The following is a 22,834-nucleotide window of genomic DNA, read 5'->3' as shown; positions in this document are numbered from 1 at the left end:
GGAGGGAGATGTTTATTCCCAGATGACAATACATCCCTTTGTGAGGGGATAAACCCAGGCGTGGGGGATACCGGCTTCTTCAAGTTCTTTTTCGACTGACGTTCCCTTGAGAATATAGTATCGTTTTGCCCGGGGAGCGTGAGAGAGGGTCCATGTGAGGATACGGCTGATGGGACCATACGCTCGGGAGACAATATCACAGGGAGTGTCAAAAACCGTATGAGGGAGGATTTCTACTACCTGGGTATTGGAAAGGCCGAGTTTTGCCGTGATATAACGAAGAAAGGCGAGTTTTTTCTTATCGACTTCGGTGAGAATCACCTGACGATGGGGAAGCATGATGGCCAAAGGGATGCCTGGAAGACCACCTCCTGTGCCAATATCGATGAGGGGAAGATTTCCCTCCAGATAGGGGAGCATCTCTAAGCTATTGAGAAGGTGATCCTCTTTGAAACTCTCTGCCGTTGAACGACCAATGAGATTGGTGGTTTTATTCCAGCGAAGGATTTCCTGTTGATAGAGGTCAAGCTTTGCCTGTTGGTCTTTTGATATCTCAGGAAGCATAGGAGGTTTGACTCACAAGGTCACGGGCTATGGTTCTGGCTTTCTGTTCTGCAGGGAGAATGGAGTCGAGAGAGAGAGAAAGAAGGGATTCTTCTGTAGCGGCAAAGAGTTCAATTCCTTTTTGAATGAGACGTTCGATGTCAAGGAAATGAATAACCCCCTTCAAGAAAGCCGAGACAATCTCCTCATTGAGGGCGTTGAGGGCAAGGGGGAACAGTCCACCGACTTTGCCGACCTCATAGGCGAGAGAAAGAAGGGGGAACCGTTCATAGGGAACCGGGTAAAACTCAAGGGTTTTTCCAGCAAGGGCAAAGGTGTTTTCTCCCACTGGAGGAATATCTGGATAAAACATGGCCATGGCAATAGGATACTTCATATGGTTGGGAGAGGCCACCATGGTATGTGTGCCATCGGAGAGTTCTATCATACCATGCACGAGAGACTGGGGGTGGATAAGCACATCAATCTGTTCAAAAGGCAAACGAAAAAGGTAATGGGCCTCAATAACCTCAAAGCCTTTATTCAGCATGGTGGCGCTATTTACCGTGATATAACTCCCCATGTTCCAGGTGGGGTGATTCAGCACATCATTTACCGTCGTTTCTGGGGTAGCGGGGGTATGAAAAAAGGGTCCTCCTGAGGCTGTGAGGATGATTTTTTTCACCCGATTGAGGGGGAAACGAGAGAGGAGGGTGAAGATGGCGTTATGTTCACTATCGAGGGGGATAATCTGTTTTTCTGCTTCACTGAGCCACTGGTTAATGAGAGGTCCTGCCGCTGCGATGGCTTCTTTGTTGGCTGAAAGAAGGTGTTTGTGAGCCTTGATGGCTTCTATGGTGGGGAGAAGACCGGCAAGCCCGGAAATCCCGATGATAATCATATCGGCTTCAGGGAGGGAGGCGAGTTTTCCGAGTCCCTTTTCTCCACTGAGGAACGTAGTTCCCGGGTAAAGAGAGGCCCAATTGGGAATCTCAGGAAGGCATACCACAGAAGGGTGAAACTCTTCCACCAGCGAACGGATTTTGTCGGTCTGGCTGTGTCCACTGAGTCCGATGAGAGAAAACTCTTCAGGATAACGGCGAATCACCTCGAGGGTCGAGGAGCCAATGGATCCTGTGGCCCCAAGGAGAACAACCTTCTTTGGCATACTTTACCCCTGAGGGAGGGTATCAAGGAGGGTTTGAACGCGTTTGAGGGCTTTTTCTTTGCCAATAAGAGGGAGGATGAAATAAATTTCAGGCCCTGACACACGTCCGGTGATCGCAATACGAAGGGGAAGGAAGAAATTTTTCCCCTTGACACCAATCTCTTTCATCATGGACATGGCCATATCACGAAAAACCAGTTCATCTATCTCACGGGACTCGTTTTTGAGAGCCTCATAGAAAGCCCTGAGCACTTTTGGAGTGGTGTCTAAAGCAAGAAAGGGTGTGGCTTCTGTTTCGATGGGGAAGTCCTCTCGAAGAAAATACACCAGGTGGTCCTTGAGATCAGCCAACCGGTGGCAATACCCCCTGATGAGGTCAAGTACTCCCATGTAGAAGGTTTTTTTCGCAGGGTCGTGGAGTTCTTCTTCACTCACCCAGCCGGTCTCTACAAAGAAGGGGATGGCCATTTCATAGAGTTTTTCAAGGGGCATCTGGATGATATAATGTTTTGAAATCCAGTCGAGTTTATCATAGTCAAAGACCGCGGGACTTGAAGAGAGCCTGTCAAGGTCAAAAAGACTCACCAGTTCTTCCATGGAGAGAATTTCTCTTCCATCAGGACTTGACCAGCCAAGAAGAGAAAGGTAGTTCAAAAGAGCCTCAGGCGGGTATCCTAACCGGCGAAATTCCTCAATACTGGTGACCCCATGGCGTTTGGAGAGTTTTTGTTTGTCGGGACCAAGGACGAGGGCCATATGGCCAAACACCGGCGGGGTAGCCCCTAAAGCCTGATAAATCATGAGCTGTCTCACCGTGTTGGAGAGATGATCATCTCCCCGGAGGACATGGGTGATCTTCATCAGATAATCATCAATGACCACCGCATAGTTATAGACCGGAAGCCCATTGGAACGAATGATGACAAAATCACCGACCATCCCCTTGGGAAAGACCACTTCTCCCTTCACCACATCGTTGAGGGTATAGGCCTGGTCATAGGCGACAAACCGGATGGCTGGTTTTCTGCCCTCTCTTTCAAAGGCCTCTCTCTGTGAGCGGGTGAGGTGACGACACCGGCCGTCATAATGAGGGGGTTTTCCTTCGGCTAACATTTTTTGCTTTGAGGCTTCTACCTCTTCAGGCGTACAGTAACAGTAATAAGCCCGGCCTTCATCGATGAGTTTTTGGGCGTACTCCTGATAGATGGCAAGTCTTTCACTCTGGGCATAGGGGCCATAGGGCCCTCCCACATCAGGGCCTTCATCCCAGGTGAGGCCAAGCCACTTGAGGTCATCTATCAGTTTGGTGGTGTATACCGCTTCAGAACGCTCAAGGTCGGTATCCTCTATACGAAGAAGAAACTGTCCGTTGTGTTTTTTGGCATAGAGATAGGCAAAAAGGGCTGTTCTCACATTTCCCACATGGAGTTGACCAGTAGGAGAAGGAGCAAAACGTGTTCTGACCATGCAAACTCCTTTGTATAAAAATAATAGATATTATAAGGAGAAAAATCTCAAAAAAGCAAACGGAGAGACGAAAGGATCTGTTCTTGGTTTTTGTGAAGAGGAAATTTTTTTCTTCAGAATATTGCTTAAAATTCATCTTTATGCTACAATAAACTATATGTGAGTTTTCAAAAGAAGGGTGAAATATGAAGGTAAAGATTGAGGTCTTTTTGCGAGGGGATGTTTTTGATCCTCAGGGAAAAGCGATTTTGAATGCGGTTCATCACTTGGGGTATGAAAAAACTACCTCTGTTCAGGTTGGCAAAGTCTTTCTCCTTGATATTGAAGGAGACCGGAGCACGGTAGAGAAGCAGGCAAAGGAGATAGCGGATAAACTTCTTGCCAATCCGGTGATAGAGAACTTTACGGTTACTGTTCTCTAAATAAAAATTGGAACAAACCAAGGGGGTCCTATGTCTCATGTTCTGGTGTCGATTGATGAGATAGTGGATGAATGGGAGAAGCACAGCTATTCTCAGGATTCCATAGGGATTATGTTCAACAATATTGGGCTTCTCAAGTTTGCTGAAAAGTTGAATGGCCAGCATGAAGGGGGGATTCCTCTTTTTGTTCTTCCTCTTCAGAAACAGAATGTGAGCAGTGTGCTTTTGAATATCGAGAAGCTTTTTCCCTACACCAAGGGGATTACCCTGAGGCTTGTTGCCCCTCAGAGTAAGCGAAAACTGGTGGGTTTTTTGCATGAGAAGATTCTCACCTATGTGAACCGGCGGGAGATTGAAAGTAGTATCAATATCCTCCATGAGCTTACCGCCAATGCGGAAAAAGCCAATCTTGAATATGTTGTCAAGAAGCACAATCTCATTCAGGATCGAAAGGAACTCCCCCATCTTGTTCGAAAAGAGCGAGATATGCTTCTTGATGTCTGTCATAAAGAGGATAAATGGGTGAAGATTGGCTGGAAATTTACCCATTCTATCTTCAAGCTTGAGGTAAAGAATAATGTTCCTATCCCAGAAGAAGGGGTTTTTGGCATCAAGCAAAAGATAGGGACGAAACTGGATACCTTAGCCGATGGGTTTATAGGGGAAAGAGAGGATCAGATAGGGGCAGGACTGGGGCTGTATTTTGTGAATTTCTTTCGAGAGGAAATGAAGAGCCAGTATGATTTTGAGAGTATTTTCCGAATTTATGAAAACGATTTTGGAGAGACCATTGCCTCGCTTACGGTTCTTTTTGAGAGGGAATAGGCTCTTTCTTGTTTTCCTCTGTGGGCTTGCTCTGGGGTGTAGCAGTGCCCTCAAAGAGGATATTTCAAGAGAAAAAGAAAAGGTGAGGAAGCTTCTCTTTGATTTTTATGCGAGGGATTATCCCCTTGTGCTTTTTCCCTTTACCAATCAAAGTCGGGGGACAAACTTTGCCTATCTTGAAGAGGCGCTTCCTGAAACAGTGCTTCTTGTTATTCACTCCTTTGAAAAAGACTATACCCTTGTTGATGGGAAGGAATACTTATCACTTCGAGGGTTTCCTGTCGCTTTAGAAGACAAGATAGTCTCGGCCAAGGTTCCTTCCTGGGAATCGTACAAAACGCTTCTTCCTATGGCTATCACCCAGGTACAGGTGAAAATAGAGACCAATAATAGGGTGATTTTTACCAATCGTGTGACCAATATTACTACAACCAATGTGTTTCGTTTTCTGACCAACAGGTACGGGGATTTTCTTGAGAAGGAATTTCCTGGTTTGGTAGAAGAACTTTCTCGTTTTCCTTTTTCCTGGCGTGTAGAAAAGCCTCAGCCAAAGGCAACCAATCTACCCTCGAGTGTGGGATTTCAACCAACCAATACCGTTTTACCGGAATGGGTGTATGAGGGACGGGTATATGGGAGGTTTTCTGTGCGGGAAAACAGGATGGGACCATCAGAAGTGGAGGTAACCCTTGTCTTAGTGAAAATCAAAGCTTCTACTACCAATCAGCGTGAGCTCGTTATTCGAGCAAGGGAAGACAAACTCTATGAGGAGATTCTCAGGCGAAGGGGAGAGATCCGACAGTTCTATCTTGAGGGGGAGTTGGTGGATGTGGAGGTACTCTCTGAACCTGAAGATGCCAATCTCTATCTTGATGGGGTGTATATGGGGAGGACTCCCCTTGTCTATGAAGGGGTACGGCCGGGATACCATATCCTTCAGTTTGTCAAAGAGGGCTTTGAGACGGTGTCATATCGAACCCAGATCCAGAAGGGAGGAACAAATGTGGTGAGGGGTATTCTTCAACCAAGGGAGATGACAGGGACTATCACCCTCCTCGGAGAGAGTAATCGGTTAGTTTTTCTTGATTCCCTCTATGTGGGACTTACCCCGTTAGTCGTAAGCAATGTCTCTCTTTTTGATTCGCATGTTCTTCTCATTCGTTCTGAGGATAGGAATTATGAGGATATTTATTATTCCTTTACGCTCACGCGTGAGAAATCTGATATGGTGTTTGCGGTGGGAAGGGGAGAGTCTGTAGCGCAGCAGCAATGGAAGAGAAATATAGCCTGGGGGATGTGTTATGGAAGCTGGGGGCTCACCATAGGGTTTGTGGGAGCACATTTCTATACCTCGGCTTTGAGACGGTACTATGAGGACCAGCTGTATAACCCGTCGTTAACTGAGGCTCAGAGGGAAGCGTATGCCTCCCAGGTAGTATGGTATGGAGAATGGCAACAGAGGCTCTTTACCTATGGGATTTTGTCCTCTCTGGTTTCTATGGGAGTGACGGCCTATGCACTTTCTCAGGAAGAGGTGTATCTTGCCTATGATCCCCTGAGAGGACAATGGGGGCTGGGATATTCGGTTCGTTTTTAGCGAATATTGAGGAGTGGATGAATCTGAGGGAGGATGCGCACACTTCCATCGGGCACACTGAGAACCTTTTCATAGGCCCAGGTGAGAGCATCTCCTAAGAGGATTTCTTTTTTATGAGTCATGGGTTGAAAGATAAGGGTGATATCTTCTCGTTTCCTTTTCCAGTTCTGGAAAACGTTCCACAGGGTTTCCATTTCAGATAACAAAGTAGTTGGCGTGAGAATGACCTTGAGGATGATGGCCTTTGCTGGTTGAAGAGCGACAAAAAACCTTTCGTGGGATTCCCAGAGATCCAGACCGGTAGCCGAGGGGAGCTTGATATCCATGGACCAGACTTCGATCTTTTCCAGAAGGGTGGGGGAAACATGGGAGAAAAGGGTTCCGTTGGTCTCCATCCAGAAACGAAAGTGAGGGGCAAGATGAAGAAAGGATTCTATGTCTTCGTGTTGAAGGAGGGGTTCTCCCCCCGTGAAACTCAGCCAGTGTCCGGAGAAAGGCTGGAGAAGAGAAGCCACTCTTTCCACCGAGAGAGGGTTCGGGAGGGTTGTTTCATGGTGAGGGAGGTAAACGTGACAGAGGGGTGAAGGGCGGAGGGCTGCTGGTGTATCACAGTATTGACATCGAAGATTACATCCTGAGAGCCTCACAAAAACAAAAGGTATGCCGGCAAAGGGGGTTTCTCCCTGAAGAGAAAGAAAAATCTCATCGACCTTCATCGCTAATCCCAGAGGAAGGCTTTGTAGAGGGCAAAGGCTTCGCGCAGGAGAAGAAGGTTTTGATTATCCGTTGGGCGACGCTCCGTTGGAACAAACCAGGTAGAAAGAAGGTGATATTTTCGACAGAGGAGAGCGATTCGTCTGAGGTGGTAGTGCTGGCTTACTAAAATGAGATTGGCCTCTGGATAGCGTGTAGCAAGGTTTCGGATGGTGTGGGCTGTGGTTTTTCCCTCAGGATCCTCAACAATAGCTTCTTTGGGGAGACCATTTTTGAGGAGGTATTGTTTCATAATGATCACTTCAGGGCGGGTCCCACTCAGGTAAATGAGGGGTTTTTTCAGAGAAAAGAAAAGTTCTTTCCCTTTATCAAGTCGCATCTGGAGGGTGAGCGATGGTCGAGAGGAGTAAATCCCCGCTCCAAAAATAACAATAATACCCTCCTCGGGGAGATTTTGAGAAGGGGTAAATCCGGTAATCAAGAGGAGCATGGCTCCAAAAGAAAGAAGAAACAGGACAAAAAAAGAGCTCACTATCAGGAGAAGTTTATTTTTTTGTTTCATGCCAACGAGGATAGCTCCTTTTCTTAAACAAAGAGAATACCATTATACATAGAACAGGAAAAGAAAGTCAACTTTTCAAAAAATAAAAGGGACTGCTTGGCAGTCCCTTTTATGATGCGGGGTTGACGGGACTTGAACCCGCGGCCCCAGGCGTGACAGGCCTGTGCTCTGACCAGCTGAGCTACAACCCCTGGTATTGTCTTTATCTTAGCGGGGGGGGGACTCGAACCCTCGACCACCGGATTATGATTCCGCTGCTCTAACCAGCTGAGCTACCCCGCCGTCTTTGCGGGAGAAGGATTTGAACCTTCGACCTTCGGGTTATGAGCCCGACGAGCTACCAGACTGCTCTATCCCGCGTCGTCATCCCTTATTGAGACTAATATTATAAGGCAAAAGAAAGGGAAAGTCAAGAGGAAGAGAGAGGATTTTTTGAAAAGGAAATTTTTTCTTTTTTTAAGAAAACTATAGATTTTTTTTCAAAAATCCGTATAATATACATACATCTCAGGTAAAGGGGCGTTGTATGGGGTGGTTTGATCAATTCAAGAAACATACCCGTTTTCATGTGCGTTTTTATTACAATAACGAGGAAGTCAATGAAAATATTCGGGAGTTTATCAGTCAGATTTTTCTTGAGACCGGCAAAGAAGAATATATTGATCCCATCTATTCCTGTGTCAAGGAATTGGTGGTCAATGCCACAAAGGCCAACCTGAAACGAGTCTTTTTTCTCAAGAATCATTTGGATATCAATAACATGGGAGAGTATGTGAATGGTCTTATCCTTTTCAAGGAAATGCTTGATAAGCTTCAATATGCCGAGTATGAAAAGATGCTGAAAGAACATGATCTCTGGGTGGAGTTTCGGGCAAACTGGCACAAGGAAGCTATTGTTTTTGAGGTGATTAATAACTCGGAGATTATTCCCATTGAGGAATATAGAGTGCGGATGAAACTCAAACTCGCTATGGAATATACCGACCTTGCCCAATACTATGCGGAACAGATGGATACCACGGAAGGGGCAGGGCTTGGGATAGCGTTAGTTATTCTTCTGCTTCGTGGCATGGGCTTAGATCCGTCTCTCTTTCGGATAGGTTCGAAGCATGGGGTAACGATTGCCCGTATTGAGGTGCCATTGGTGGAAGGGTATGTGTCACCTCGTCGAAAGGGTGAATAACGTCAGAAAATATTTGTCTTTTTTGTGGAAGAAAAGTATATTTATTTTATGTAAGCCATACGAAGAATCAGCTGTATAAGGAGGATACGATGAAGAAGATATGGTTTCTGGTTTTGGTGGCGATGGCAGGTGTTGTCTTTGCTCAGGTGAATGTAAATACGGAGGCTTTGAAGCAGCAGGCAGCGCAGGCGGCAGGAAATGCTGAGCAGCAGGCCTATCAAAAGGTGCGAGAAGAGTTCAAGAAGCGGATTGCGGATATTCCTTTTGCGTACAATTCTGCAGAACTGCCCTTGAAGGATCCAAAGTATACTGTGATGGGGTATGATGTGGATACCTTCATGAAACAGGTGCTTATTCCCGCACTTTCTCAGGCTATCAATGCGCTTCCCACAGGCCGAAAGGTGGTGATTGAAGGACATGCCAACGCGGTAGGACCAGAGGATCAGCAGGATGGGAAACAGGGAAATATTGCTCTCTCCAAGGCGCGTGCTGAAGCAGTGCTTGCCTATATTCTGAAGAATTCTCAGCTTGACAAGAGTAAGTTTGTTATTCGTGCGGCCGGTTCTTCGAAGCCTCTTGCCGGCGTGGATCCAACCAGTCTCAAGAATTGTCGGGTAAGTTTGGACATAGAATAGTTTTTTCCATTCAGGAGAGGAGAACATGCAGGAAAACCTTCGATATCAGTTTGTGGTTCATGCCTATGAGGCTATCACCAAACAGATCCAGCAATTTGATGTGAAGGTTTCTGTTCTCCTTTCCTGGAATGGAGTGATTGCAGTCCTTTTGGGGCGGGAGGTGGTTCTTCTTTTCTCGGCGGCAAAGCCTACTGTGTTTATTCTTTTTCTTTTGTTTATCAGTGCTTTTTTTCTTCTTGTTTCCAGTGTGTTTTGTTACAGGCTTTTGCGCCCCCAGATCAAGGTCAATGAAGAGGGGGATGGTATTTTCTGGGCAGGGGATATCCTGAGACTTGGCAAGGATCATAGAGAACGGGTGGAGCGTTATATGAAGGTTCTGATGCAACTCCATCAGCCCGAAGATTATGCCAAGCAGATAGTCCATTCTGTTGTGGGGATATCTGAGATTTTTATGAGAAAGAACAGGTACTTCTTTTACGGACTTTTTGCCACCATTACTTCGTTTTTATTTCTGATTCTTTTAATTGTGAGAATAGGGCTTGGAAACCGATGAAGAGGTTGTGTGATGGTCGTGTCGTGGTGATGCAGGGAGATATCACCACAGTAGAGGCTGATGCCATTGTGAATGCGGCTAATTCTACCCTTCTTGGTGGAGGCGGGGTGGATGGGGCTATTCATCGTGTGGGTGGACCAGAGATCCTTGAGGCGTGCCGAAAAATCCGCGAGACGGAGTGGCCTGAGGGCCTTCCCCCGGGAAGGGCTGTGGTTACCACAGCAGGGAGACTCTCAGCAAAGTATGTGATTCACACGGTTGGGCCTATCTGGAGAGGGGGAAACCATGGCGAAGATGAAACACTTCTTTCCGCTTATCGTGAATCTTTGAAGCTTGCTTACAAACTTGGGTGTAAGAGTATCGCTTTTCCAGCCATTTCGACAGGGGTGTATGGCTTTCCCTTTGAACGCTCTGTACCACTTGTGTGTTCTGTGGTGAAGGAATACGTAAGCGTTTTTGAAAAAATTATTTTAGTTTTCTTTTCTTCCCGTGATTATGAGACGTTTCTTTTGCTTCAGACCTTGGAGAGATGAGAACATTTGAGGCTTTGACCAGGGCCAGGGTTATTGTTTTGTTTCTTTTGGAGAGGGCAGAAGAGAACGAAAGTCCAGGATCCGACTCACCTCTTCTCCAAAGGGTTCAAGCCACTCAAGTTCTGTGAAAGTGAAGCCTTTTTTGATAATGATAACCAGCAGAGCGTGGATTATTTCTTTATTGCTGATACCGACAGCATAGATATCTCCTACCCCAGCCATGTGTTCAAGAATCATGGTAACCATCGGGTTTACAGAGTAAAAGAAGAGTTCCTGAAGTCCCCCGGTAATTCTATTGAGTTTTCCTGAAAGCATGATACTTTTTTCCATTGCAAAATGAGGGGGAATACGAAGGGGAAGCGAAAAGAGAGAGCTTCCCAAGAGGTTTTCCACCTTTTCAATCAGTGTGGTGTCAAGGCCGCGCAAAGCCTTTGGGATAACAATTTCATTGTTTTGTACTTCTGAAAGAGAAACGATGTATCCCGTTGAGGGAAAAATCTCTACAAAGGTTTCAAGGATTTTCTCCCAGGGGGGAGAGTGAGGGGATTGAAGAATACTCATGGTGAGGCGATAAAGATGGCGATAGAATCGGCTCTCAAAGGAGAATCGTTCTCCGGCCGGAGACAGGGAAAGGGTATCCCGGAGCAAAAAGAGATAAGAATTTTCCATCTTTTTGACAAAAAATTCAATCACAGGGTTGTCTTTTCTCTGGCAATGGATCTTTTGCCATTCTCTTCCGCCGAAATCTATTTCGAGGAGAAACTTCTGGCTTTCTGCGGTTTTCATCTGGTCCATGATGATACGGGGAATGGGAAGAACACTTCCGACTAAAGGGGTACTTTCCGGGTTAAAACCGAGGAGTTTATAGGCAGCCCTGTTGATCTCTGTGATGGTCCAGGAGGAATCTGTGAGAAAAAGGGGAAGATCAATGGTCTGGAGAACTTCCTGATAAAGACAGTGGAGAGATTCAAACTTTTTGTGGAGTTTTACATGTTTTTCAGCAAGATGGGTGATTTTTTCGGATTCGAGTAGCGTAAAGGTAAAGACATAACCAGCGATGAGTTTTTTTGAAAGGGTGATAGCCTCGCCGTGGGTATAGAACGATCTATGTCCTTCTTCTGTTTTTATGGTAATAATCCTGTAGGTTGTGGGATTATCAGCTGAAAGACGTTCAAGCATGTCAAAAAACTCATCGCTATTGGCAAATAAATGGCCATATTCATGAAGAGAGGTATTCAAGAAAGAAGTTGAGAGGGGAGAAAAGAGTTTTTGCATGGCCTGGTTCATATACCAGATGGAGTGATTTTTTTTCACAATGAGAACAGGAACAGAAAAATCCTTCAAAAGTTTTTGGTAACGTTTTTTTCAGGAGACCTGCAGTGGGAAGATGAGGAAAAGCAAAAAAAAGTTCCTCCCTGGCCGATAATAGGACACAAGGAGGAACCCATGCGTAAAGAATTCACCTTCACTTTGACTATCGACTACCCTGACACAAAACTTGAGACGTTAGTGGTGGTTTTTCTCCAGGCCATCAAAGGAGTGTTTGAGTCATTTGTTCATCAGATTTCTGTAGAAGTGGCAGAAAAAGAAATAAAAGAAGGTCGTATCACCTGTACATGCGGAGAAAAACATCACTTCATATGGAAAACAAAGCATGGAAAAAACACTGTTTTTGTTCTGATGCCCTTTGGAAAGATCACTCTTCCTCAGCTCCAAATTCAATGCAAAAAGTGTGGAAGAAAACTTTTTCTCACAAGATCTCTTCTTGGTGTAGAAAAGCGAAAAAGGCAAATCCTGAAAGATATCTACAGAGTGGCTTTAGCCGGGGCTCTTACCACCTATCGAGTGGCCGCTCGTATTCTTTCCTTCACAGGGTATAAAATAGGTCTTAGCACCCTCTGGAAAAACCTTCAAAATATTGGGAGAAAGATACATTTCAGTATCTCAGAAAAAGAAAAACCCTGTGGAGAAGCCGATGGGACGGGTATTCCTGTTCAGGGCAAGAAAAAAGGAGAAGAAGCTAAAATTCTTTTGCAGGAGAGGCAACAAGCCTCCCCATTGACAGGAAAAAATACAAGAATAGCAGGCCTTCTTGTGGATAATTACCATGCAGGTTGGGACAAACTTCTTAAGCCCATTCAAGAAAAACACTCTTTTTCTCGGTTTTTTCTTGTTGTCGATGGAGATACAGGGATTAACCAGGGCAAACATCCCGGTATCGTTTTTCAACGATGTTTGTGGCATGTAAGTTATCAATTGAAGTATTTTCTTCGTCTTGATAGAGTGAGATATCGTTCTTCTGAGTGGACAAATATTGTCGCTGAAACAGGGAAAGCCTGTTTCTTGGGGTACAAAAATGACTGGCAAACAAGACTTGGTTATCAAAGCGAGCGCAGACAGCATATTCAGAATCTTCTTGACTTATTTCACGAAAAAGGGCGCAAACATTGTTTTTATTATCTTCTTCGTGCTCAAAAAGACATGTTCGCCTGTGACAGTGAAGATGGTTTGCCAGGAACAACCTCAAGGGCAGAACGGGTGATGCGAACCATAAACCAGAGAATGGATGTAGGGGTATGGAAAAGAGAAGGGGCAACCAATGTTCTTGCTGTGCGTTTGCATTACTACTATAATCGTGATGAGGCTATCGATGGTGTCTACTGGCAGGATGTGATATAAAACATAGGGATGGTACGTACTTATTGCCCTGTTTTATGGCCTAAAAAGGGTACTTTCCCCAGAAAAAACTTGTTTATCTAAAATGTTCCCTGTATACTACAGTTGACAAAAATCTTTTGAGCCAGGGGTAACTTCTTTATCCTTTTCTCTCTCTTTCAGGTCTCCTGTTGGAAACGTAATCAAGTTTTTGAAGGGCGTTAAAGGAAAAACTTTCTTCGAGCCAGAAATTCTTTCTATACAAAAGCCAGAGGGAAAGATAAGAAAGAAAGGCAAGAAATGGTTGCCAGAAAAACCACCCTCTCCAGTAGGTGCCTATATCAAAGGTCAGGAGAAATGTCCTGAGAAAGAAGCTCAGAAAAGAGAAAGTTATCAGAAGACTATCGGTAAGAGGATAACGATACACTATCAGAAGAGCAAGAGTGGCTATGATATAGACCAGTATATACCCGAGGTGAAGATACATAAAGAGGGGAGAGAAAAGACCATCCCAGACATATTGACCAATATAGATATACTTTGATGGCATGAGGGATGGAAAGGAAAAAAGGGCTATACAAACGAGGACCGGAATACTATAGGTCAGGATAATCCCGGTACGGTAATACACCTTTCCCGGTTGAGTTCTTCGTATTTCAATCACAAAATGGAGAAGAGAGGCTGGAAGAAGCCAGGAGACCGCCGTCATGATCTGTAGCCAGAAGCGAGTACTTTCCCACCCTATGCCGGAGACTAACATCAGTTTGGCAAAGATCCACACCAGAAAAAGAAACACATTGAGCGAGAGTACCCGGGCGGCGGGGAGTTTAGAGTTTGTCAAATTTGCCCAGAGGAACAGAAACAAGAGTCCAAACAGAACAAAGAAATACAACCCCGCAAACCCCATATATGCCTCCTTAAACAGTATTTACAGGTACTCTGTCATATACAATTCTCTTGCCTCCTGGACAGAGAGAGAGATGGTGCGTTTTCCGTAGGTGAGATGTATAGTATTATCGGAAGTGGTTGTTCCTAAGCGTGTGAGAGGAATATCATAGTGTTCACAGATGTTCTTGATAGTGTCTTCATACTGGGGCAAAGTAGAAATGACAAGACGGGACTGGGACTCTCCAAAGAAAAAGGCCTCAGGGGAAATATCTCCCTCTGTTTCTACACGGACACCCACTCCTCCCATAAGGGCGCATTCCGAGAGAGCGACGGCTAAGCCTCCATCAGACACATCCTGACAGGAAATTACGAGTTCCTTAGCAATCAGTTCACGGATACACTTCTGGAGACGCTTTTCTTCTTCTATGTCAAGGAAGGGACATTCGCCAGCAATTTTGCCGGTGAGAAGTTTGAGAGCCATACTCCCTCCAAGACCTTCTCGAGGTTTACCAAGCAGGTAAATGGTATGACCTGGGGCTTTGAAGGGAGAGAAGACGGCTTTTTTGTAGTCTTCAATGGCTCCTACCACTCCGACGATAAGGGTAGGAAGGATAGCCTCTCCATCGGTTTCATTGTAGAGGGAAGCGTTTCCGCCCGTCACAGGAACTTCTAATACTTCACAGGCTTTTCCCATGCCTTCCATGGCTTTGGCAATCTGGTAGTAGACGTGGGACTTTTCTGGATTACCGAAATTGAGACAATTGGTAATACCATAGGGTTCAGCCCCCATACAGCTGATGTTTCGGGTAGCTTCTGCTACAGCCTGCATTCCTCCCACATAGGGATCTAAGTAAGTATAGCGACCATTCCCATCGGTACTCATAGCAAGGCCTATGGTGGTTCCTTTGAGGCGGAGCATAGCGCCACCTGCTTCCATGGGTTCGGCTAACAGATTGGTCTGGACCATGTGATCGTACCGTTTGTATACCCAGCGCTTGGAGGCGATGGAAGGGTGTTTCAACAGATCTTTCAAGAGAGGTGTCATATCATGGGGGAGGTGAAAAGAAGGTACGGTACGGGCTTCGTCTAAATAGGAAGGTCTTTTCACCTCGCGGACATAGAGAGGGACATCATCCACTAAATAGCGAATAGGAATATCAGCCACGACTTTTCCCTTTTCATAGACAACGACCCTTTCTGTGGAGGTTACCTTGCCAATAACGGCATAATCAAGCTCCCATTTTTGCATGATTTTTTCTACTTCAGGGAGTTTGGAGGGTTCAATACAGGCAAGCATTCGTTCCTGGCTTTCGGAGAGCAGAAACTCATACGCCGTCATGTTGGAGGCACGAGCGGGGACTTTGTCGATATCGATTTCGATTCCGCTTTTTCCACGGGCGGCCATTTCCACACTTGAGCTGGTGAGACCAGCCGCCCCCATGTCCTGAATACCGATCACAAGGTTTTTCTCAATGAGTTCGAGTGTCGCTTCGAGAATCAATTTCTCAGTAAAGGCATCCCCGACCTGAACAGAGGGACGCTGATCCTCCCCCTCACTGGAAAGTTCAGCGGAGGCAAAGGTAGCCCCACCCAGCCCGTCCCGCCCGGTTTTGGAGCCGTAGTAGAAGAGGAGATTTCCCTCCCCTTTGGCTACAGCCTTGATGATGTGTTCTGGCCTGGCTATACCCACGCACATCACATTGACAAGGGGATTTTCCTCATAACTATCCTCAAAGACCACCTCTCCTCCAACGGTGGGAATACCCACACGATTCCCATAATCACTGATACCTTTGATAACCCCACTGGCAAGATAACGGGTACGGGGAGAATCCACTTTTCCAAATCGCAGGCTATCAAGAACAGCGATAGGACGTGCGCCCATCGCAAAGACATCTCGTAGAATTCCCCCCACTCCTGTAGCGGCTCCCTGGTAGGGTTCGACGGCCGAAGGGTGGTTGTGGCTTTCTATCTTGAAGGCAACAGCATACTCTCCTACCTTGATAACACCTGCATTTTCTCCTGGACCCTGGAGAAGGTGTTTGCCTTTGGTGGGGAGTTTTTTGATGAGGGGTTTTGTATTTTTATAGCCACAGTGTTCACTCCAGAGAGCACCAAACATACCGATTTCTTCGACGGTTGGGCTTCTGCCAAGATATTTTTCAATCAGCTGTAATTCGGCCTCGGAGAGATTAGAACGCTTGATAGCCGCTTCTCTATCCATGGTAGACTCCTTTGTTTCGCTCATGGTAATATATATTATGGCATAAAAAGAGGAGAAATGCAAAAAATGAAGGTGTTGGGTGAAGCTGGATAGTTGTTATTTGAATCTCTCTTGTTATAGGAGTTTTTTTACCACAAGTAAACAAGCCCTAGTTGAATTAGCCAGTGACACATTCCTGTACTATCCAGAATACCATGTCTCTCATAGTGTTGCAAACGAAAAATAATCTCCGTTTGAATGCCATAGTGAGGACAAAAAAACCATGTTTGTCCGAAAAGAAAAGCCGGTTGAAAGTACCACTCATAGAGAGCAAAAAAATCCTTATACCATTTTTCTACCACAGGACTTTCAAAATCGGTAAAAATATGCTGATAAAATATCCCGATCCCTCCATAAAAATCCACGCCAATATTTCTGTTCCAGAGATTTGTTGCATAACCATGACACGTCAGAAAAGACCCAATACCAGAGAAAGTGAGGCGCCATTTCCAGTTAACATACTCTCCTTCTCTGGTATAAAAGAAAGATCGAAGAGCTATCCCAATGGCAAGAGGTTCTTTAGCCATCATAATACCTTCAAACCCGGGATATACACGATACCAGGGACCTTCTCCTGGCCAGATGATGGAGGGAAAGGGAATAACATACAAAGGAAAAAAAGCATCCATAGAGAAGTCTATCACAGGGTAAGCTACACTCAAAAGCAATGAACCTTTTCGGTATCCTGACCAGTTTGCGCTATTTGAGACAGATGTTGCGAATAAAGGAGGAATCAAACATAAAATAAGTCCCGCGTATTTTATTGTCTTTCCACCGAGACATAACCTCTTTGCTTTGCCTGTCATTTTGATCCTCCTTCTTACTATAATCTTTTGACTGCCCTCTGGCACTTTTTGTTCTGGTTGATCTATTCTTCGTACAGGTTCTACTTTTTTCTCACCACATCAAATGGCGCAAAAGGTTGTAGAACAAGTCCTGATGTTTCGACGGATTGTGTGGAACAGGCACAGGCCACCAGAAAGAAAGTTATCATGCTCCCTGTAATCCATTTCCTCATGATTGTACCTCTTCTCTTGACTTTTTTAAAAATTTAATTGCATGTGTAAACAATTAAAGCCATATATCCTTTATATAGTTAGAACAATTTGTAATATAATAAACACGAATTCTATTTTCCCATCGTTTGTGCCCAATTGGTTTTCTTACATAAATTTTATCGTATCGAATAATAGGAGGACCATCATAAGATAAGATTCCGATGTCACGGAAAGTATTGAGATCTATAAGATGCCAGGTAAATTCTGGTTCACCTGGCATTTTTGTATTTGTCCAGTACATAACCTCAACAAAAAGCCAATTAGAGGGGGGATATATATCAATAAAATAAGCATGGCAGGAAGAAGGAAATATCTCAAGATTGGAAAGAAAAATATTTGTTACTGCCTGATTATTTGAAAAATTGTATATTTCCAGAGATACAAAGGGAGGAGAAGTTACAGGATATACAAGATAATTTTGAACTTTGTGAAAGACCTTGTATCTTTCACTTTCACTCCAGGAAGGAAATATTCCGATTTCCTGACCTTTGATCATCAGCATCTTTTGTACCTTTTCCTCTGGAGAGGCAGGTCTCCACTTTACTACTTCATTATTTTCACATATACCGTAAAGTTCGTATTCTTCCTCTCCTAACCAGATAGGTTCAACAGATAAAAAGGATGTTTTTGTCCACTCATTTTTCATATAACCAAGGTAGGTATCATTCTCTCCATCAAAAATCATATAGACTCCCATCCATGCTTCTCCTATCAAAAATCGCCTGGCTTTCTTTGCATAGAGGACACTCAACGGTTGAATTCCTATGATTCCCCCTTTTGGGGTTTTCCCCATAGAGATGGTTTTTCCTTTTCCCTGAGCAGGATAAACTACATAAATCTCTGTTGCGGGATAACGAGGATTTCCCTCATTGATCACATAGATTCTGCCATTGCCGATAGCCGCGCCACTTACGTACCCACCATTGACACCGCTGAATCGTATTTTTCCTGCCACCGTATCTGTCACGGGATCTATGACAACAATCTCTCCTCCACCACTGGAATAATCTATTTCTCCCATGGTGATCAACATATCATCCCGCACCTCAAATGGCGCAAAAGGTTGTAGAACAAGTCCTGATGTTTCAACAGATTGTGTGGAACAGGCACAGGCCACTAAGAAGAAAGTTATCATGCTCCCTGTAATCCATTTATTCATCGCTTCTCTTTTTTTCCTCCTCACTTCCGGCTTTTATTGCTATTCCCTTTGACTTACTCCTTTGGGTACCTCTAAAAATTGTACCCCTTTCCTTTTTCCTACAGGTTATTCAAAAGGAAATAGTAGCAATCTTCTCATCCAAATTCGTGATCGAATATACCTCGATCCTGTCTGACCATTTTACATATATTTTGCTTCCTTGAACGAGAAAACGATCCTCATAAGGAAGAACTCTTGTATCTTTCATAGTATTCAAATCGATTAAGTGACATACAGCACTATCTTGCCCTGTCTGCCAATTAGTTCGAATGCCTACAAAAATCCAATTTGAAGGAGCATAACAATCCAGAACATAAGCACACGACGGTGTTGAAATATAACTCTCTTCATTAGAAATGCATACTTGGGTGAGAAGTGTTTTATCATTCCTTGAATAAATATACAAATAGTGATTTCCAAAAAATGCACAACAAAGATAATTCGAAGTTAAAACAAGAGAAGAATGTCTCAAGTTAGCGACCCATGCGTCAAGATAATAGTACCATTGACGATTTCCAGCTATTTCTCCTTCTTCAATCTCTCTCCAAGGAAAAATTTCTTGAGATATAACATCAAACTTAACAATGTAATTTTTCTTCTTCTCATTTATACTATAACCGTAAATTATTCCCTCTTCATCTTCCCAACTCCAGAAGGGAAGTACATTGAATAGAACTCCTTTTGTCCACTCATTTTTTATATAGCCAAGGTAGGTATCATTCTCTCCATCAAAAATCATATAGGTCCCCATCCATGCTTCTTCTATAAAAAATCGCTTAAACTTTTTCGCATACATTACACTGAATGGATGAATTCCTATGATTCCCCCTTTTGGAGTTTTTCCCATGGAGATAGTTTTTCCCTTGCCCTGAGCAGGATAAACCACGTAAATTTCTGTGGCCGGATAACGAGGATTTCCCTCATTGATCACATAGATTTTGCCATTACCAATAGCAGCTCCTATGATATATCCCCCATTTCTTGAAGCAAAAGAAATTTCTCCCGCAATCTTATCCTGAGAAGGGTCAAATATTTTAAGTGTAGTACCGCCCCAATTTTGAATTAAAGGTATCATATCATCCCGCACCTCAAATGGCGCAAAAGGTTGCAGAACAAGTCCTGATGTTTCAACAGGTTGCGTGGAACAGGCGCAGGCCACCAGGAAGAAAGTTATCATGCTCCCTGTAATCCATTTATTCATATCTACCTCCCCCACTGACAGATTTTTTGTACTTTTGATGAGGCAAGCATGTCACGAACGGATACCGTATCCCAGGAATATCGTTGCGATGCTAACCAGACAAGAAATGATCCAAGACCGATAATAAGAAGGCCCACTACAATAAGAAAACCTCCTAAGGCGAAACTGACAGACAGACTGACTACACCAAAACCACCCCAGGCCAAACCCATTCCAAGCCAGGTGAGCAAAGAGGCTACATTGGCATACGTTACCTCTGTTGGTACCTCGTCAATATCTACACCCGTATATATTTGGCCATTTTCATCTCTCACCTCTTCTGACCACGTTTTCCAGGTAATGGCATTACAGTACATTCCGGTCTCCCGATTAAGATTCTGTTTACTCACATTTATAGCCAGATTATATGGCGCTCCACCATATTTTTCAAAGGCTTTTTCTACCCGCAGTCTTCCTTCTCCTGGTGTTTTCTCCTTCACACGCAGGATACCGCCTTCCCATGTGTTGATAGCATGTCCTTCTAAGTTATAGAAATGAACACAATCAGCCTTTCCTCCATCGAGTCGGTAGACCGTGTTTTTCCATCCCGGTGGAGTACTACTGCTGCTGGAACTACCTGTTATGAGACCCACAGCCCCATCTTTTTCATGCCCAAAGGCCGTGAGAACACCAATCCTATCCAAGGTACGGCTGCCATTTATTTTTATCGTCTTTAGCTCACCCGGTTTTATAATAACGCCACTATGTCCTCCAAGAGGAGAGATCGGTTGATCATACTCGCACCAGATAATATCCCCGTCACGGGCATTACTATAAATCCAGTCTACTGTCCTGTTGAATGGCACATAGACCACGCCATTATTGGTAAATTCTTCAGGATAGAGATCTACGATGATATTGGTTGTATAACTATGTCCATTGGTTGTTCGGGTTATACAATACTCTGAGGCACGAGCAAAACGAATTGTCATTTGTTCGCCTGTGACGGGAGGAAAGGCGGTGATCATTCCCAGCCAGTTGGTATAGACACTATACTCCACGCCGTTAACATTGGTATAACGGTAGATTACTACCGTATCATATACCAGAAAAGGCAAAGAACCATCTATGGTTTTCCATGGCCACCAGGAAGTATATTGGTGACAGACCTGAATAACCTGATAGAGTGGAAACATAAAAATGCCATATTTCATGGCCATCCAGCTTTCAAAAGAATAGGCTTTATTGGTGACAAAATTTGTATGGTAATAAGTCGTCCATGGTTCCTGTGTCATGGTATAACTCCACGTATTGGTGGTAATAGAAATCACTCCATCCGAATTCTTGTATACCTGATAAAAGTTATTACTGAAATCTTTGATTCTGGCAGCTAATTCCAGAGTATCCTGAATACTTCCGTAAAATCGTCCATCAAGCTGTCGAAGCTTCTCTATACTAACCCCGTTTTCTCTCATATAATTTGTGAGATCCACAATAAAATATGCTACAGTATTGGATGAATTTTTGATGACAAATCCATATGGTTCTGAAGAAAGATGTTGAGGAGGGGGATCTTTTACCTCTAAGAAATCAGGATAAGGAAGAACGTCCTTGTAGCAATGAAGTTCTTTCGGGACCCGATGGATACTGTAATTTGTAGTTTCTTCATAGAGAGTGGTCGAGGGAGGGGTATTCATCTCTTCATAAGCAATGGTTGCTTCGTGAGTTTTGACTTCTTCTACTACTTCCTCTAAATTTTTCATCAGGGCTTCTTTGAACCGTGGAACCATATACCGGGCTACAAGGTTGGATATGGCTCCAACCGACAGATTGGTGTACTCTATTTTTCCTGTGGGACTCTGTTTTACTAACGTTTCATAGAGAAATGTCTTGCGAAACTCTTTTGCTGATTCACTTTCATCTGTATTCACATCAAAACTGTATTCAGAAAAATTCCATATCTTATTGGAAATAGCCTCTTGGTCTCGGAGCATGCTCTTCTCTGCTATTTTTCTCATAATCTGTCTGTGCATCTTATCTTCTTCTAGCCAGAGAAAATTGCCTCTATCATACAGAAAAGGGATGGTGTTTTCGTACACAATTTCTACGTTAGAAGGATGGCTGACAGTGTTTTTGATGTCTTCTGGCATATCTTCTATATGGCCGGCAAGAAAATTAGAAATCTGCAATATTTCATTTTTGAGATCCTCTGGTACTTCGTCGAGAGAAACTCTTTGCATCTGAAAATCTGATAATTGAGGAATACTTGTGATCTGGTTGGTAGGAATAACTTTTATAGACACCACATGCACTTCTATTCCATTATCAGGTAAAGGTGAAACTGGCAACACAACTATTCTTGGTTTTTCATCTTTGGTTGCGGGAATAGATAATCTCAAAGTACAGCCGGTAAGCATTCCGTAGATCAGTACTACACTTAAAGTCATTCGATTTACCCATTGCAAGTTCTCCCAGGAGAAAAATTTCTTCATTGTGGACCTCCTGTTCTTATTGTTTTCAGCGATAGTGTAATTTTTATTTAGGTTTTTGTCAATAGGCATTTGTCACATTTTTCTGGAAACCTTTCAAATCAAAGGTAGCTGTCTGGGGGATGTTCTTTCTTTTGTAATTTTGTTGTATCTTCAAACCCAATAAGGGTTGTATTTTCAGATATTTTTTCTCTCACTTCTTCCACGAAAGTTGCTTCTGAATCTCCTGAAGCATCTTTTGAATGAGGGGATCCTGGACCCCCTGCAAAACCTGTTTCAACAGGGGAACGTCTTTTTGAGAACCTACTTCGATGAGTCCCCATGCCATAACCCCTCGTTTGGTTTCCTCAGGGCGCACAAACCTCTCTAACATGCGTTGAAAAAGATTCTCTTCTTTGTACTGTCTTTTGAAAAGGTACACAGCTGCCAACGTCATAATCCAGGAATCAGGATGTGAGAGAAGTCTCACCAAAAGATCCTTCACCTCTGGTTCCTGATATCCCCCTAAGGCCTGAATGGCCGCGGATTGAACCCAGGTATTGGGGTCGCGTTCGGCTATGTTGAGGAGCACGGGAAGAGCTCTTGGGTCCTTGATTTCTCCCAAAATTTCCACACAGCTTGCTCTCGTGACCGTATGGGGGGAGGAGTTGAGCATCTCAAGGATCTGGGGTACAGCCGGTACGCCTATCTTGACAAGTCCATACATGGCAAAAATGGACACATCCTCACTATCGGAAAGAGCCTGCAAAAAAAAGGGTACCATCTCGGGAGAAGGATTTTTACTCAATGTAATGGCGGCATTTCGACGTACTTCTAAACTCTCTGCATAGAGCATTTGATCCTCAAGAGAAAGTGCCATTCCCATCTCCTTCCCAAAACGTGCCCTTCTATTATACCAGGT

At 44.1% G+C, this 22,834-nt stretch carries 22 protein-coding genes and 3 tRNA genes; 8 read left to right on the top strand and 17 right to left on the bottom strand.

The features are described from left to right. Nucleotides 1-12: 12 nt before the first annotated feature. Genes rsmG through gltX form a run of 3 tightly spaced genes read right to left on the bottom strand, consistent with a single transcriptional unit; the run spans nt 13 to nt 3,178 of the window. Nucleotides 13-564, bottom strand: coding sequence for a 16S rRNA (guanine(527)-N(7))-methyltransferase RsmG (gene rsmG, locus BREVNS_RS00205; RefSeq protein WP_483427064.1), 552 nt, complete (start codon nt 562-564; stop codon nt 13-15). Next, complete coding sequence (dxr, locus tag BREVNS_RS00200) at nt 554-1,711, bottom strand: 1-deoxy-D-xylulose-5-phosphate reductoisomerase (RefSeq protein ID WP_483427063.1); 1,158 nt, start codon at nt 1,709-1,711, stop codon at nt 554-556. Before dxr ends, rsmG begins: the two co-directional genes overlap by 11 nt. Before the next feature lie 3 nt (nt 1,712-1,714). Continuing rightward, nucleotides 1,715-3,178 (bottom strand): glutamate--tRNA ligase, encoded by a 1,464-nt coding sequence (gltX, locus tag BREVNS_RS00195; protein ID WP_483427062.1) that lies wholly within the window; start codon nt 3,176-3,178, stop codon nt 1,715-1,717. A 185-nt stretch (nt 3,179-3,363) separates the two neighbouring features. Here gltX and purS point away from each other — a divergent pair, with 185 nt between their 5' ends. Genes purS through BREVNS_RS00180 form a run of 3 tightly spaced genes read left to right on the top strand, consistent with a single transcriptional unit; the run spans nt 3,364 to nt 6,022 of the window. Then, complete coding sequence (purS, locus tag BREVNS_RS00190) at nt 3,364-3,600, top strand: phosphoribosylformylglycinamidine synthase subunit PurS (protein WP_483427061.1); 237 nt, start codon at nt 3,364-3,366, stop codon at nt 3,598-3,600. 30 nt (nt 3,601-3,630) lie between these two features. Further along, a complete protein-coding gene (locus tag BREVNS_RS00185; protein ID WP_483427060.1) occupies nt 3,631-4,425 on the top strand; it encodes a hypothetical protein in 795 nt (264 codons plus the stop codon). Further along, entirely contained in the window at nt 4,391-6,022 is a 1,632-nt protein-coding gene (locus BREVNS_RS00180) for a PEGA domain-containing protein (protein ID WP_483427059.1), read from the top strand. The genes BREVNS_RS00185 and BREVNS_RS00180 overlap by 35 nt, the downstream gene beginning before the upstream one ends. On the opposite strand, the gene BREVNS_RS00175 is transcribed toward BREVNS_RS00180, so the two are convergent. The 5 genes from BREVNS_RS00175 to BREVNS_RS00155 form a co-directional block, all read right to left on the bottom strand. Then, a complete protein-coding gene (locus BREVNS_RS00175; RefSeq protein ID WP_483427058.1) occupies nt 6,019-6,738 on the bottom strand; it encodes a 7-carboxy-7-deazaguanine synthase QueE in 720 nt (239 codons plus the stop codon). The genes BREVNS_RS00180 and BREVNS_RS00175 overlap by 4 nt on opposite strands. A gap of 2 nt (nt 6,739-6,740) precedes the next feature. After that, complete coding sequence (locus BREVNS_RS00170) at nt 6,741-7,298, bottom strand: YdcF family protein (protein WP_483427057.1); 558 nt, start codon at nt 7,296-7,298, stop codon at nt 6,741-6,743. Between the two features lie 117 nt (nt 7,299-7,415). Next, a tRNA-Asp gene (locus BREVNS_RS00165) sits at nt 7,416-7,489 on the bottom strand. 17 nt (nt 7,490-7,506) lie between these two features. After that, a tRNA-Met gene (locus BREVNS_RS00160) sits at nt 7,507-7,580 on the bottom strand. A 4-nt stretch (nt 7,581-7,584) separates the two neighbouring features. Continuing rightward, nucleotides 7,585-7,658 (bottom strand) — tRNA-Met (locus tag BREVNS_RS00155). Between the two features lie 166 nt (nt 7,659-7,824). Between BREVNS_RS00155 and BREVNS_RS00150 the strand changes: the two genes are divergently transcribed. The 4 genes from BREVNS_RS00150 to BREVNS_RS00135 all read left to right on the top strand — a co-directional run bounded on the left by BREVNS_RS00150 (nt 7,825) and on the right by BREVNS_RS00135 (nt 10,202). Then, on the top strand, nt 7,825-8,481 hold the full coding sequence (locus BREVNS_RS00150; protein WP_483427056.1) for a hypothetical protein: 657 nt from the start codon (nt 7,825-7,827) through the stop codon (nt 8,479-8,481). Nucleotides 8,482-8,570: 89 nt separating this feature from the next. After that, nucleotides 8,571-9,116, top strand: coding sequence for an OmpA family protein (locus tag BREVNS_RS00145; protein ID WP_483427055.1), 546 nt, complete (start codon nt 8,571-8,573; stop codon nt 9,114-9,116). Between the two features lie 25 nt (nt 9,117-9,141). Next, nucleotides 9,142-9,669 (top strand): Pycsar system effector family protein, encoded by a 528-nt coding sequence (locus tag BREVNS_RS00140; protein WP_483427054.1) that lies wholly within the window; start codon nt 9,142-9,144, stop codon nt 9,667-9,669. Next, nucleotides 9,666-10,202 (top strand): O-acetyl-ADP-ribose deacetylase, encoded by a 537-nt coding sequence (locus BREVNS_RS00135; protein ID WP_483427053.1) that lies wholly within the window; start codon nt 9,666-9,668, stop codon nt 10,200-10,202. Before BREVNS_RS00140 ends, BREVNS_RS00135 begins: the two co-directional genes overlap by 4 nt. Nucleotides 10,203-10,232: 30 nt before the next feature. On the opposite strand, the gene BREVNS_RS00130 is transcribed toward BREVNS_RS00135, so the two are convergent. Next, nucleotides 10,233-11,546, bottom strand: coding sequence for a PAS domain-containing protein (locus BREVNS_RS00130; RefSeq protein ID WP_483427052.1), 1,314 nt, complete (start codon nt 11,544-11,546; stop codon nt 10,233-10,235). Between the two features lie 102 nt (nt 11,547-11,648). On the opposite strand from BREVNS_RS00130, the gene BREVNS_RS00125 reads away from it, so the two are divergent. Then, nucleotides 11,649-12,881 (top strand): hypothetical protein, encoded by a 1,233-nt coding sequence (locus BREVNS_RS00125; RefSeq protein WP_483426076.1) that lies wholly within the window; start codon nt 11,649-11,651, stop codon nt 12,879-12,881. Between the two features lie 136 nt (nt 12,882-13,017). On the opposite strand, the gene BREVNS_RS00120 is transcribed toward BREVNS_RS00125, so the two are convergent. From BREVNS_RS00120 to BREVNS_RS00085, 8 genes are all read right to left on the bottom strand, one after another. Beyond that, nucleotides 13,018-13,764, bottom strand: coding sequence for a hypothetical protein (locus BREVNS_RS00120; RefSeq protein WP_483427051.1), 747 nt, complete (start codon nt 13,762-13,764; stop codon nt 13,018-13,020). Nucleotides 13,765-13,785: 21 nt separating this feature from the next. Beyond that, nucleotides 13,786-15,969, bottom strand: a complete 2,184-nt coding sequence (gene purL / locus BREVNS_RS00115) for a phosphoribosylformylglycinamidine synthase subunit PurL (protein WP_483427050.1) — start codon at nt 15,967-15,969, stop codon at nt 13,786-13,788. A gap of 128 nt (nt 15,970-16,097) precedes the next feature. Next, nucleotides 16,098-16,535: a hypothetical protein gene (locus tag BREVNS_RS00110; RefSeq protein ID WP_483427049.1), complete on the bottom strand. Its 438-nt coding sequence runs from the start codon at nt 16,533-16,535 to the stop codon at nt 16,098-16,100. 359 nt (nt 16,536-16,894) lie between these two features. Further along, nucleotides 16,895-17,026: a hypothetical protein gene (locus BREVNS_RS00105; RefSeq protein WP_483427048.1), complete on the bottom strand. Its 132-nt coding sequence runs from the start codon at nt 17,024-17,026 to the stop codon at nt 16,895-16,897. Between the two features lie 53 nt (nt 17,027-17,079). Beyond that, the gene (locus BREVNS_RS00100) at nt 17,080-18,225 is read right to left on the bottom strand and encodes a YncE family protein (RefSeq protein ID WP_483427047.1); all 1,146 of its coding nucleotides are present in this window, start codon (nt 18,223-18,225) and stop codon (nt 17,080-17,082) included. A 109-nt stretch (nt 18,226-18,334) separates the two neighbouring features. Next, entirely contained in the window at nt 18,335-19,465 is a 1,131-nt protein-coding gene (locus BREVNS_RS00095; RefSeq protein WP_483427046.1) for a hypothetical protein, read from the bottom strand. A gap of 2 nt (nt 19,466-19,467) precedes the next feature. After that, nucleotides 19,468-21,936, bottom strand: coding sequence for a hypothetical protein (locus tag BREVNS_RS00090; RefSeq protein WP_483427045.1), 2,469 nt, complete (start codon nt 21,934-21,936; stop codon nt 19,468-19,470). 190 nt (nt 21,937-22,126) lie between these two features. Further along, nucleotides 22,127-22,792 carry a HEAT repeat domain-containing protein gene (locus BREVNS_RS00085; protein WP_483427044.1) on the bottom strand — a complete coding sequence of 222 codons (666 nt, stop codon included), beginning with the start codon at nt 22,790-22,792 and terminating at the stop codon, nt 22,127-22,129. Between the last annotated feature and the right edge of the window lie 42 nt (nt 22,793-22,834).

It is taken from the genome of Longinema margulisiae (assembly GCF_025266855.1).
Classification (GTDB): Bacteria; Spirochaetota; Brevinematia; order Brevinematales; family Thermospiraceae; genus Thermospira.
Note: the sequence above shows the minus strand (reverse complement) of the source record. Positions and strands in the feature narration are given on the sequence as shown.